The sequence below is a fragment of the Streptomyces humi genome, assembly GCF_001005085.2.
Lineage (GTDB): Bacteria > Actinomycetota > Actinomycetes > Streptomycetales > Streptomycetaceae > Streptomyces > Streptomyces humi.
The window spans coordinates 34,184-46,718 of record NZ_LBMU02000056.1; the positions used below are offsets into that span (position 1 = coordinate 34,184).

At 73.3% G+C, this 12,535-nt stretch carries 12 protein-coding genes; 9 read left to right on the forward strand and 3 right to left on the reverse strand.

What is annotated here, in order from left to right:
• The first annotated feature begins 49 nt into the window (after positions 1–49).
• The 8 genes from AAW13_RS25110 to AAW13_RS25145 all read left to right on the forward strand — a co-directional run bounded on the left by AAW13_RS25110 (position 50) and on the right by AAW13_RS25145 (position 8,516).
• Complete coding sequence (locus tag AAW13_RS25110; RefSeq protein ID WP_046727452.1) at positions 50–727, forward strand: AIM24 family protein; 678 nt, start codon at positions 50–52, stop codon at positions 725–727.
• A 190-nt stretch (positions 728–917) separates the two neighbouring features.
• Positions 918–2,102: a tetratricopeptide repeat protein gene (locus AAW13_RS25115; RefSeq protein WP_079178958.1), complete on the forward strand. Its 1,185-nt coding sequence runs from the start codon at positions 918–920 to the stop codon at positions 2,100–2,102.
• Positions 2,099–3,091 (forward strand): polyprenyl synthetase family protein, encoded by a 993-nt coding sequence (locus AAW13_RS25120; RefSeq protein WP_071659680.1) that lies wholly within the window; start codon positions 2,099–2,101, stop codon positions 3,089–3,091. The genes AAW13_RS25115 and AAW13_RS25120 overlap by 4 nt, the downstream gene beginning before the upstream one ends.
• Positions 3,092–3,174: 83 nt before the next feature.
• Positions 3,175–4,134: a threonine ammonia-lyase gene (locus AAW13_RS25125; protein WP_046727450.1), complete on the forward strand. Its 960-nt coding sequence runs from the start codon at positions 3,175–3,177 to the stop codon at positions 4,132–4,134.
• A 199-nt stretch (positions 4,135–4,333) separates the two neighbouring features.
• Complete coding sequence (locus AAW13_RS25130) at positions 4,334–5,953, forward strand: serine/threonine protein kinase (protein WP_046727449.1); 1,620 nt, start codon at positions 4,334–4,336, stop codon at positions 5,951–5,953.
• Between the two features lie 297 nt (positions 5,954–6,250).
• Positions 6,251–7,291 (forward strand): hypothetical protein, encoded by a 1,041-nt coding sequence (locus AAW13_RS25135; RefSeq protein WP_046727448.1) that lies wholly within the window; start codon positions 6,251–6,253, stop codon positions 7,289–7,291.
• Between the two features lie 63 nt (positions 7,292–7,354).
• On the forward strand, positions 7,355–7,780 hold the full coding sequence (locus AAW13_RS25140; protein WP_046727447.1) for an SsgA family sporulation/cell division regulator: 426 nt from the start codon (positions 7,355–7,357) through the stop codon (positions 7,778–7,780).
• 67 nt (positions 7,781–7,847) lie between these two features.
• Positions 7,848–8,516, forward strand: a complete 669-nt coding sequence (locus AAW13_RS25145; protein WP_206306277.1) for a DUF2238 domain-containing protein — start codon at positions 7,848–7,850, stop codon at positions 8,514–8,516.
• Here AAW13_RS25145 and AAW13_RS25150 read toward each other — a convergent pair.
• Both AAW13_RS25150 and AAW13_RS25155 read right to left on the reverse strand, forming a co-directional pair.
• Positions 8,501–8,986 (reverse strand): DUF6328 family protein, encoded by a 486-nt coding sequence (locus AAW13_RS25150; RefSeq protein ID WP_046727446.1) that lies wholly within the window; start codon positions 8,984–8,986, stop codon positions 8,501–8,503. The genes AAW13_RS25145 and AAW13_RS25150 overlap by 16 nt on opposite strands.
• 82 nt (positions 8,987–9,068) lie before the next feature.
• Complete coding sequence (locus AAW13_RS25155; RefSeq protein ID WP_046727445.1) at positions 9,069–10,052, reverse strand: aldo/keto reductase; 984 nt, start codon at positions 10,050–10,052, stop codon at positions 9,069–9,071.
• 138 nt (positions 10,053–10,190) lie between these two features.
• On the opposite strand from AAW13_RS25155, the gene AAW13_RS25160 reads away from it, so the two are divergent.
• The gene (locus AAW13_RS25160; RefSeq protein ID WP_107483402.1) at positions 10,191–11,915 is read left to right on the forward strand and encodes a cholesterol oxidase substrate-binding domain-containing protein; all 1,725 of its coding nucleotides are present in this window, start codon (positions 10,191–10,193) and stop codon (positions 11,913–11,915) included.
• Here AAW13_RS25160 and AAW13_RS25165 read toward each other — a convergent pair.
• Positions 11,912–12,499: a TetR/AcrR family transcriptional regulator gene (locus AAW13_RS25165; RefSeq protein WP_046727443.1), complete on the reverse strand. Its 588-nt coding sequence runs from the start codon at positions 12,497–12,499 to the stop codon at positions 11,912–11,914. The genes AAW13_RS25160 and AAW13_RS25165 overlap by 4 nt on opposite strands.
• Positions 12,500–12,535 lie beyond the last annotated feature (36 nt).

Here is a 12,535-nt window from a genome sequence, read left to right on the forward strand (position 1 = left end):
CGTTCCGTGATCTTGGCGGAACGCATCCCTCCGGGACACCATGCCCCGCATGAAGGGTGATCTCTTTTCCAGTGAGCACATGGTCGCTCCGGCTGTCGAGGCCGGTATGTCGATCGAGAACGCCAAGTGTGTCAAGTACGCGGTGAACGGCGAGATGTACGCCCGTCAGGGGGCGATGATCGCGCACCGCGGCAATCTGAGATTCGAGCGCAAGGGCCAGGGCGTGGGCGGCATGCTCAAGCGTGCCGTCACGGGCGAGGGGCTGCCGCTGATGTCCGTGCAGGGGCAGGGTGAGGCCTGGTTCGCGCACGAGGCGCAGAACTGTTTCATCGTCGAGGTCGAGCCCGGTGACCAGTTCACGGTCAACGGCCGCAACGTCCTGTGTTTCGACGCGTCCCTGTCGTACGAGATCAAGACCGTGAAGGGGTCCGGCATCGCCGGCGGCGGCCTGTTCAACAGCGTGTTCTCGGGATACGGCAAGCTCGGGCTGATCTGCGACGGCAACCCGCTGGTGATCCCCGTCTCCCCGCAGGCCCCGGTCTACGTCGACACCGACGCGGTGGTGGGCTGGACCGCGCACCTGGCGACCTCGCTGCACCGCTCGCAGTCCATAGGTTCGATGCTGCGCGGCGGTTCGGGCGAGGCGGTCCAGCTGATGCTCCAGGGCGAGGGACATGTCGTGGTACGGCCGAGCGAGGTGACCCCGCAGAAGGCGCAGCAGCACTGACGCCCCGTCCGGTGATCCCCGCCACACGGGCAACCCCGGCGGTTCCACCGGCGTCCTGATGCACGAGAGCGAAGCCCTGGTCCCCGCGGCCAGGGCAAAATTCGGGCGCACTATACACATCATGTATACATGCCGTGTAGAGACGGCAGGCATACACGGCGTGCATACGCGTCGGCGTAGAGAGGCACGCATGTACGGCAAGGCATTCGCCCCTGAGTACCAGGGCGCGTTGACCTCCCTGTCCGTGAACTCGTCGCTGGTGGACGTGCTGGCGGCGGGCATCGAGCAACTGCGGGCGGCGGAGCGGTCCGGACGGCGCGACGAGCAGGCGCGCTGCCAGCTGGCCGTGGCGGAGGCGCACCGGCGGCTCGGCCGGGTGGCGGACGCCGACCGGGCCTGGAAGGCGAGCTACCGCACCGCCCGGGCGGCCGGGGAGACGGCGGCGATGGCGTGGGCGCTGTGGAGCGGCGGCACCCTGGCCCGGCAGCGCGGGGCGTTCCCGCTGGCCCGGCGGCTGCTGGCACTGGCGGCCGAACTCGCCGAGCGGGGCGGGGACGTCGTGGCACGCGGCTACTCCCTCGCCGGGCTCGCCGAGACCGGCCGGATCCAGGGCGACTACGAGGCCGTCGGACGGCTGCACGAGCAGTTGCTGGCCGAGGCCCGGCGGCGCGGCGAGGCACGGCACACGGTGTGGGCGCTGGAGGGCATCGCGCAGATGCACCGCAACACCGGTTCGTACGACACGGCGTACGCGTTGTTCGAGGAGGCGGCGGAAACCGCCGGGCGGGCCGAGGACCGGCGCGGGCACGCCTGGGCGCTGCGCGGACTCGCGGACATCGTGTCGGTGCGCGACGGCGACACCGAGCGGGCGCTGGCACTGCTGTCCGAGGCCGAGGTGTCCTGCCGGGCGATGGACCTGTCGAGCGCGCTGGCCTACAACCACAAGATGCGCGGCAACGTCCTGTACCGGGCCGGGCGTCACACCGAGGCCAGGGCGATGTACGAACTGGCGCTGTCCGAGTTCCGGGCGATGGGCGAGCCGCGCGGCGAGGCGCTGTCCCGGCTCGGGCTCGCCAAGGCGCTGGCCCGGCTGGGCCGCGACCGGGCCGAGACGGCGGCCGAACTCGCCGACCTCGCGGAGATGCTGGAGCGTGCCGGGCTGCGGCACACCCGGGAGATGGTGGCCCGGGCCCAGGCGGAGTTCGGTGTCGGCGCGGAGACGGAGTTCGGCGTCGGCGCGGAGACGGAGTTCGGCGTCGGCGCGGAGGCGGAGTTCGGTGTCGGCGCGGAGACGGAGTTCGGCGTCGGCGCGGAGACAGAGTTCGGTGTCGGCGCGGAGACAGAGTTCGGCATCGGCGCGGAGGCGGTGCGATGACCGCGCCCGCGCCCGTCAGCACTCCCCCGCAGGTCCTCGCCCGCTGCCGGGACCTGGTGCGGCCCGCGCTCCGGGCCGCGGTGGGACGGCTGCACCCCTGGGTCGGCGAGATGGCCGCGTACTCCTTCGGCTGGTGCGAGGTCGGCGGGGCCCCCGTCGACGCCCCGGGCGGCAAGGGGGTCCGGCAGGCACTCGCGGTGCTCGGCGCCGAGGCGGCCGGCGCACCCGCGCGGCGCGGGGTCCCGGCGGCGGTGGCGGTGGAGCTGGTGCACGCCTTCTCGCTGCTGCACGACGACATCATGGACGGCGACCCCACCCGCCGGTCCCGGCCCGCGGTGTGGCGGGCCTACGGCACCGGGCCCGCGGTGCTGGCGGGTGACGCCCTGTTCGCGCTGGCCGTACGGACCGTGGCCGACTCCCCCGGTGCGGTCCGGCTGCTGTCGGAGGCGCTGGCGGACCTGGTGCGGGGGCAGGCCGACGACCTGCTGTTCGCGACGCGGCCGTGGACCGGGGTGTCGGCGCGGGAGTACCGGGTGATGGCCGGGCACAAGACCGGCGCGCTGCTGGGGTGCGCCGTCGCGCTGGGCGCCGGTCTCGGCGGGGCGCCCGAGCCGATGGTGGGGGCGCTGGACCGGGCCGGCCGGCATCTGGGCGTGGCGTTCCAGCTGGCCGACGACGTCCTGGGGATCTGGGGCGACCCGGCCGTCACCGGCAAGCCCGTGCACGGCGATCTGCGGGAGCGCAAGAAGACGTATCCCGTCCTGGCCGCGCTCGCCACCCCGGCCGGGCCCCGGCTGGCCGGCCTCCTCGACACGCCCGGGTGCGCCGAGCAGGCGGCGGCGCTGATCGAGGAGGCGGGCGGGCGCACGGCCGCGCTCACCGAGGCGCGCCGGCACACCGCGCGGGCCGAGGCCCTGCTCGCCGGGCTGCCGCTCGCCTCCGCGGACCTGCGTGACCTGCTGGACTTCCTGGTGCGCCGGGACCTGTGAATCCGGGTTGACCCGGCATGCCCGGCCGGGTCAGGGTGCGGACGGCGCGGACTTCCGCCCCCGCGCCGGAAGGGTGAACCGCCTTGATCGGCATCTCGGACATCGAAGCCGCCGCACAGCAGATCGCCGGGCACGTCGTCCGCACGCCCACCGTGCCCAGTCCCGGTCTGTCGGAGCTGCTCGGCGCCCCCGTCACCGCCAAACTCGAACTCCTCCAGCGCACCGGCTCGTTCAAGGCGCGCGGCGCCACCGCGAAACTGCTGTCGCTGAGCGGGGCCGAGCGGGCGGCCGGCGTGGTCGCCGTCAGCGGCGGCAACCACGGCATCGCCCTCGCGGTGATGGCGGCGGCCCTCCATGTGAAGGCGACGGTGGTCATGCCCCGTACCGCGCCCGCCCGCTCGATCGCGCTGGTCGAGGCGGCCGGGGCGTCGGTGCGGCTGACGGACGGGATGACCTCTGCGTTCGAGCTGGTGAACGTGTTGCGGGACGAAGGGCTCACCCTGGTGCACCCGTTCGACGACCCGGTGGTGATCGCCGGGCAGGGCACGCTGGGCCTCGAGTTCGACGAGGACGCGGACGACCTCACCGACGTGGTGGTCAGCATCGGCGGCGGGGGGCTGATCGCGGGAGTCGCGGCGGCACTGCGCGCCCGGCGTCCGGACGTGCGGGTGTGGGGCGTGGAGACGGAGGGCGCGCAGGCGATGTCCGAGGCGCTGGCGGCGGGCGGACCGGTGCCGGTGACGGGGTCGTCGATCGTGACGACGCTGAGCGCGCCGGCCGTGTCCCGGCTGACGTACGACCACACGGCGGCGCTGGTGCGGGAGGTCCTGGTGGTGCCGGACCGGGAGGCGGTACGCGGCAGTCTGGAGTTCGCCGAGCACGCCAAGGTGTGGACGGAACCGGCCGCCGGGTGCCTGCTGCCGGCCGCCCGGCAGGTGCTGGAGCGGGTCGGGGACGGCGCGCGGATCGGCCTCGTGGTGTGCGGGGGCAACGTGACGCACCGGGAGATCGCCGAGTGGACGGACCGTTTCGGACTGGGCTGAGAAGCGGATCGCAGCCGGGCTTTTACCGTCGGTTACCCGCAGGTCGAGGCCCGGCCATTCACTGTTTTCCCCAAGTTCCCCGCCCGTGCCGCCGTTTGAATAAAAGGCAAGAACGGGGCCGGAGTTGCAGATCCTTTGAACAAACCGGGGCGCGTCCCCCGTACCTCTGGGCAAGACGAGGCAGGGGTTCCAGCGAGGGATGACGATGGTCAAGGCGCATGTCTCCGCACAAGAGTTGGTCGCGGGTAGGTACCGGCTCCTCGAGGTCGCCGACCGCGAGCCGAACCGCATCAGCTGGTACGCGGAGGACATACAGGCCGAGCGGCCGCGGCTGGTGACCCAGGTCGTGCTGCCCGAGCCGCCGACCGCGGACACCGTGCGCCGGACCACCGCCCGCATCCTGCGCTCGTCCGAGGTGATGAGCGCGCTGCGGCCCGGCCGGGTCGCCATGGTGATCGACGCCTTCGAGGAGGCCGGCACGCTGTGGACGGTGACGGAGCTGATCGACGGCACGCCGCTCAGCGCCCTCCTCGTCCGGCAGTCCGCGTTCGACCACGTCCAGGCCGCCCGGATCGCCCTGGAGGTGCTCGACGTGCTGGAGGCCGCGCACAGCGACGGCTACACCCACGGCGAGCTCAGCCCCGGCCAGATCTTCGTCCGTGACAAGGGCCCGGTGGTGATCACCGGGTTCGGCCTGGCGGGCGCGACGCTGGCCCCGCGGGTCACCGCCCCGGCGTACGCCTCCCCGGAGCAGGCCCGGGACGAACGCATCGGACCGGCCGCCGACCTGTGGGCGCTCGGCGCGATCCTCTACACGATGGTCGAGGGGCGGCCGCCGTTCCGGGACCGCGGCCGCGCCGACGCCACCCTGAAGGGTGTGGACCGGCTGCCGTTGCGCACCCCGCTGCGGGCCGGGCCGCTCACCCAGGTCGTCCAGGGGCTGCTGCGGAAGAACTCCCGGGAGCGGCTGAGCCGTCCGTTGGTCCGCGACGCGCTGACGCGCGTCCTCGACGAGGATCCCGACGCGGTCGGGCAGCCCGCCCCGGTCCCGCGGCTGCGCGGCGCCTACGTGGCCGCCCGGGCCTCGGGATGGAGCAGGACCACCATGATCGGCGGGACCGCGCTGGCCGTGGTGACCGTGTCGGTGGCGGTGCTGGCCGCGACCCAGGGCCTGCCGGGCACCTCCTCGTCGGGATCGGCGCCCAGTGCCTCGGCCACCGCCACCGCCACCGGCCCCGGCCCGGGCCCCGGCAACCGCACGGACGGCAACGCGCCGAGCGCGTCCCCCTCTCCGCCGAGGACGTCGGCACCGGCCCGCCCCAGCCCGTCGTCCTCCGCCTCGGCGACCGCCGGCGCGCTCCCGGCGGGCTTCCACCGGTACACCGCCCCGGAGGGCTTCTCCGTGGCGCTGCCGACCGGCTGGAAGCGGCTGGAGACCGCGCGGGCACAGGACCAGGCCTACCGGGTCACCTTCGGACCGGGCGGCGACGACCCGCGGACCCTGGCGGTCACCTACAGCACGCAGGCGGGCCCCGACCCGGTCGCCGTCTGGCGGCAGGACGTGGAGCCGCAGCTGGAGCGGCTGGACGGCTACCAGCGGATCGGCGAGATCACCGCGACCACCTACCAGGGGTACAAGGCGGCGGACATGGAGTGGCTGTCCGGCACCGGCGCCGACCGGCTGCACACCCTCGGCCGCGGCTTCCTGCTGGGCGGCGGCCGCAGCTACTCCCTGCGCATCACGACACCCGCCGCCGACTGGAACGACGCCGCGGACGAACTGGCGACGAAGACGTTCCTGACCACGTTCCGCACGTAGCAGAGCGGCCGCCGAGCCCCTCCCCGCACGCCGGGCGGCACCCGGCACCCGGCACCCGGCACCCGGCACCCGGCACCCGCCGGCGGTGTCCGGCGCCGGCCCGCGGTTCCCACCCGCGGTGTCCGGCGCGGGCCCGTGGTTCCTGGCATTCCGGCCGCCGGGCCCTTCCCGACGCGACCCGCCCGCGCCGCCCGACGCGACCCGCCCGCGCCGCCCGGCGCGCCCGGCCACGGTCGGCGGGTCGATAGGCTGGCGGACCGTGTCCGTGCAGTCCGGCAGCCCTCAGGAGTGTTCCCCGTGACCCTGGCGATCGACCCGTCCGAGACGTCCAGCGCGTCCCCGGCCCCCCTCTCCGACCTCGTCGCGCGGGACGCGCGGGAGTTCGGCGCCTACGTGCGCACCGGTGGATGGACGTTCGGGCTGATGGTGGCCCGCAGCGTGCGGCCGGGCGGGCAGGGCGCGGAGGAGACGCCGAAGGTGTCGGCGAAGGAGTTCGCCGAGCTGGCCGGCTGCTCCCCGGAGCGGGTCATGCGTTACTACAAGGCCTGGGACCGGGCCGCCGACGACGGCCTGGTCCCGCACTTCGACGCGCTCGCGCCCGGCCAGCAGGTCGAGCTTCCCGACTCCGACGTGTGGTTGAACTACTACGTCGCCCGCAGCAGCGCCGGCTCCGAGCGCGGCGCCGCCATCGCCGAGGCCGCCGCGGCCGAGGGCATCCGGCCCACCAAGGCCCTGGAGGTCGCCGAGAACCCCACCGCGCTGCGCGCCGCGATCCTCGCCGACCCCTCCACCGCGCATGCCGCCCGCTCGGCGCTGCTGGACCGCATCAAGGAGGACCCGGACCTGGGGACCGTGCTGGCCCGGGACGTGGTCCGCACCGCCGACCTGAAGAAGGCCGTGGCCACCGAGAGCCGTTCCGCCGACCGCATCGGCTACGTCCGGCAGATCGCCGAGTCCGGCCAGATCAAGACCCCGGCCGGACAGACCGTCGACGCCCCGGCCGAGCTGCGCCAGGAGGCCGAGCGCCATCTGTCCCTCCTCGACGAACTGGACGACGACGAGGACACCGGCGAGTGGGCGACCGAGGCCTACGACACCCTGAAGAACCTCGTCGTGGAGGCGGTGGAGGCCGATCCCGACCTGCGCGTCCAGGAGAAGCGCACCAAGTTCTACAGCAGCCTGCAAAAGGCGACCAGGGCGTTCGAGGAGCTGACCTTCGACGACGCCCAGGACTACTACGAGGACGACATGCTCCAGCGGCTGGAGGAACTCCAGCAGGCCATCGGGTCCTGCCTGGCCGCGCTGCGCGGCGCGAAGGGCAATTCCGCTCGGGATTGAGCGTTTTTCCCGTGAGAGGGGTACTAGAGGGCACCAAGCCGATCGTTCTCGGAGGCCACTCGCGTGAACCCCATCGTGCACAGGACCCTGGTGGTACAGCTGCGGACGGACGGGACGGGCCGCTGTCCCGTCCTCGCCCACCTCTCCTACGACGCGGACGACCCGTTCGCCGTCACCGCGGTGTTCACCCTGGACGGCCGGGTGCTCGCCCGGTGGCGGCTGGACCGCGAGATGCTGAACGACGGCCTGAGAGAACCGGTCGGCATCGGGGACATCCGGCTGCGCCCCGAACGGCAGGGGCGCTGGAGGGAAGTGCGGATGGACTTCCTCGGCGACCCGCTGCCCGGCGGTGAGCGCCACCACGCGGTGGTGTTCGTGTGGGCGCCCGCCCTGGCCGCGTTCCTGAGCGACACGTACATGGCGGTGCCGCCCGGCCGGGAAGTGGTCCGGGTGGACGACGTACTCGCGGAGATCCTCGCCACCGGCTGAGTAGCCGTACTCATGTGGCGTCAGGGCGCCACGGACACGATGGGGCTCCCACGACAAGGAGCCCGTCATGACCGCAGTGCACCCCGACCCGCGCCCCGTTCCGCACCGCGTGCCACGCCGTGTGCCGCCCGCCCTGCTCGCCGGGGTCGTGGTGGCGGGCATGGCCGTCTCGGCGTGGGGCGCACGGGACCGTACGACCTGGTTCCTGGAGACCGTGTGGGTGCTCGTCGGCCTTCCGCTGGTGGTGCTGACCTGGCGGCGCTTCCCGCTGACGGGCCTGCTGGCCGGGCTGCTCGCGGCGCACGCGCTGGTGCTCGCCGTCGGCGGTCACTACACCTACGCCGAGGTCCCGGCGGGCGACTGGGTGCGCGACACCTTCGGCCTGGACCGCAATCCGTACGACCGCTTCGGCCACCTCATGCAGGGTTTCGTGCCCGCGGTCCTGGTCAGGGAGCTGCTCAGCCGTACCTCCCCGCTGCGCGACAGCCGCTGGCTGGCCCCGCTCACGGTGTGCGCGTGCCTCGCTTTCAGCGCCATCTTCGAGCTGCTGGAGTGGCTGGCGGCCGAGATCGGCGGACACGGCGCGGACGCCTTCCTGGCCACCCAGGGCGACGTCTGGGACACCCAGTGGGACATGTTCTGCGCGCTGGTCGGGGCGACCCTGTCGGTGCTGCTGCTCAGCAGGGTGCACGACCGGCAGCTGCGGGCCCTGGAGGCGGCTCAGCGGGTCGTGTGACGGCGCCGGGACCACAGCGGCAGGGCGTACCAGCACAGCAGGTACCAGGCCACGACGATCCCGACCACCCAGGTGATACCGCCGCCGCCGGTGGCCACCCGCAGGATCAGCACCAGGGAGGCGGTCATGGTGGCCAGCAGCAGGAAGAGGCCGATCGAGGTCAGCCGGGACGCCAGCCGCACGGCCTGCGGCTTGACCTTGCGGCCGGCCACCAGTCGGTGCAGGGAGACCGGGCCGATGAGGGCGCCGGTGGCCGAGGCGCCCAGGATCACCGTGACGACGTAGATGGTCTTGTCGACGTCGGCCAGCTGGGCGTACTTCTGCTGGAAGACCACGGTGAGCAGGAAACCGAAGAGGATCTGCACACCGGTCTGGGCGACGCGCACCTCCTGGATGAGCTCGCCCCACATCCGGTCGGCGCGCTCCTCCTCGGTCTCGTCGCGGCCGGTGCGGGTCTCCTGCGTGGTCATGGCTTGCGGGTAACCGTGCGAGTGAATCCTCAAACAGCCCGGACCAGGAGCGGCACGGCGCCGCTCCCGGTGCCGGCGGCCGCTACCAGCGGCTCTCCACCTGGTCCTTGATCCGGCGGTCGTACAGCTCGCGGATGGCGGTGACGGTGCCGGCGGGCAGCTGCGGGAGCTTGGCGGCGGCCGCGTTGGCGCGGGCCTGCTCGGGGTTGCGGGCGCCGGGGATCACCGTGGTGACGCCGGGCTGCTCGATGATCCAGCGCAGGGCGAGCTGGGCCGGGGTGTACCCCTCGGGGGCGAGGGCGGCGAACTCGGCGGCGGCCTCCACGCCCGTGGCGTAGTCGACGCCGGAGAAGGTCTCGCCCTGGTCGAACGCCTCGCCGTGCCGGTTGTAGGTGCGGTGGTCGTCGGCCGCGAAGACGGTGTCCTTGGTGTACTTGCCGGACAGCAGACCGGAGGCGAGCGGCACCCGCGCGATGATGCCGACGCCGGCCTCCCGGGCGGCCGGCAGCACCTCGCGCAGGGGCTTCATGCGGAACGGGTTGAGGATGATCTGCACGCTGGCCACGCCCGGGCGGGCGATCGCGGTCAGGGCCTCGGCGCAGGTCTCGACGCTGACGCCGTAGGCCGCGATGCGCTCCTCCTCGACCAGGGTGTCGAGGGCGTCGAACACCTCGTCGGTGGAGTAGACCGGGGTGGGCGGGCAGTGCAGCTGGACGAGGTCGAGCCGGTCGACGCCCAGGTTGCGGCGGGACCGGTCGTTCCACGCGCGGAAGTTGTCCAGGACGTAGTTCTCCGGGATCTGGTCGACCCGGCGGCCCATCTTGGTGGCCACCAGGACGTGCAGGTCCTGCCTGGTGCGCAGGAAGGTCGCGATGGTCTGCTCGCTGCGCCCGTCGCCGTACACGTCCGCGGTGTCGAAGAAGGTCACCCCCGACTCGGCCGCCGCCTCCAGGACGGCCAGTGCCTCCTTGTCGTCCACCTCACCCCAGTCGGCGCCCAGCTGCCATGTGCCGAGGCCGACGACCGATGCCCACTGCCCCGACCTGTCGATTGCGCGTTCGTCCATGGCGTCAGTCTGTCACCCGCCGCCGACAACGGTGTCAGCGGCCGGTCCGGGCCCGCCCACCTGTGAACCCTTCACTCACACGGGTGATTGTGTTCGACAGGAATCGAGAAGCCGTCAACCCGGCCCTAGCTTGTCGGCGTGACCGATCGTTCAGTGAACAACTTCCCTGTCCCGGACGGCTGGAGCCGTCGCGACGTCCTGAGGTCCGCCGCCGCGCTGGCCGCCCTGTCGCCGGCGCCGGTCCTGGCGGCCGCCGATCCCGCCGTGGCCGCCGCCGAACCGCCCGGCTTCCCCGCGGAGGTGGCGCTGTACCGCTCGGCGTACCGCAACTGGGCGGGTGAGATCACCGTGGACGGGCTGTGGGCGTGCGCCCCGGCCGACGCCGGCCAGGTGCTCGCGGTCGTCGACTGGGCCTGGCGCAACGGCCGACGGGTCCGCGCCCGCGGTTCCTCGCACGGCTGGTCGCCGCTGACCGTCACGGAGGGCACGGCGGCAGCCGACGAAGTGCTGCTCGTCGACACCTCGACCCACCTCACCGGGCTCTCCCTGGAATCGGGGTCGCGGGTGCGGGCCGGGACCGGTGTCACCCTGGAGGCGCTGCTCACCTTCCTGGAGGGCCACGGCCTCGGGCTCACCGCGACCCCCGCGCCCGGCGACCTCACGCTCGGCGGCGCGCTGGCCGTCGACGCGCACGGCACCGCCGTACCGGCCGCCGGCGAGGAGCCGCCGGCCGGGCACACCTACGGCTCGCTGAGCAACCTGGTGCTGTCGCTGACGGCGGTGGTGTGGGACGGGAGCGCCGGAGCGTACGTCCTGCGGACGTTCCGGCGCGACGAGGCGGACTGCGCCGCGCTCCTCGCCCACCTGGGGCGTGCCCTGGTGACCGAGGTGGTGCTCCGGGTCGGGGCGAACAGCAGTCTGCGGTGCCTGAGCCGGACCGACATCCCGGCCGCCGAACTGTTCGCGGCGCCCGGTTCGAGCGGCCGGACCCTGGACGGCTTCCTGACGCGGTCCGGGCGGGTGGAGGCGATCTGGTTCGCCTTCACCGAGTACCCGTGGCTGAAGGAGTGGAGCGTCGCCCCCACGAAGCCGCTCACGTCACGGCACGTCACCTCACCGTACAACTACCCCTTCTCCGACAACGTGCCGACCGTGGTCGCCGACCTGGTGGGGCGGATGGTGTCCGACGCGGCCTGGTATCTGGCGCCGGTGCTGGGCAACGCGCAACTGGACGTGGCGACGGCCGGGTTGACGACGACCCTGTCCGCGGACCTGTGGGGACCGGCGAAGAACACCCAGCTGTACATCAGGCCGACCACCCTGCGGGTCGACGCGAACGGGTACGCGGTGCCGGTCCGGCGGTCCGAGGTGCAGCGCGTGGTGCACGAGTTCACGGCGTTCTACCGGGAACGGCTCGACGCGTACGCCGCGTCCGGACGGTTCCCGGTCAACGGGTCGGTGGAGATCCGTGTGACCGGGCTGGACGAGCCGTCCGACGCCGGGGTGGACGGCGCCCGGACGGTGTCGCTGTCCGCGCTGCGGCCGGTGGCGGGGGCGGACACGGCGGTGTGGCTGGACGTGCTGACGCTGCCGGGGACGCCGTACGCGCACGCGTTCCTGCGGGAGCTGGAGAGGTTCCTGTTCGACAGGTTCGAGGGGACCCGGGTGGAGTGGTCGAAGGGGTGGGCCTACACCGGGTCCGCCGCGTGGAGCGACCCGGAGGTGCTGGACGGGAGGATTCCGGCGTCGTTCGGGGACGAGGCGTGGGACGCGGCGGTGACGACCCTGGACCGGCTGGACCCGCACCGGGTGTACGGCAACGGGTTCCTGGACCGCCTCCTCGTGACGCGGACCCCGGGCTAGGGCGTCAGCTGGGTCTGGACGGCCGGTCCGTAGCGGTCGGCGATGTCGGTGATCGTGGCGTCGCGCAGGCGGGGGCCGCGGGCGATGCCGTACATGACGCCCAGGCCGATGAGCTGGGCGACCGCGAGTTCGGCGCGCAAGTCGGGGTCGGGGCCGGTCAGCCGGGCGGCGAGGGAGTCGACCACGTGCGCGCGGAAGTTGGCGCGCAGCACGTCGCCGTGGTCGCCGTGCAGCGGCGCGAACACGATCCGCAGCAGCGGGTCGGCACCGCGGTCGCGCTGGCTCTCCAGGACGTGCCGGACCATGTGCCGGCCGAGGTCGTCCAGGGGTGCGGCGAGGAGGGCGGCCGCGTCCGTGTCGAAGGACATCACGCGGGCGAAGAGGCTCTCCTTGTTGCCGAAGTACTTGAGGACCAGCGGTGCGCTGACTCCGGCGCGGTCGGCGACGTCCTTGAGGGTGATGTCGGCGTGCGCGTGCCGGGCGAGGAGGTGGCGGGCGGCCTTCAGGATGGCCGCCTTGGTGGCCTCGGCGTCCCGGCGGGCGGGCGCGGAGGGGGGGCCGGGTGGGGTGCTCACGGCACTCATGCTCCCTCCGTAAGTTGTTGGGTGGCCCGGGAGGGC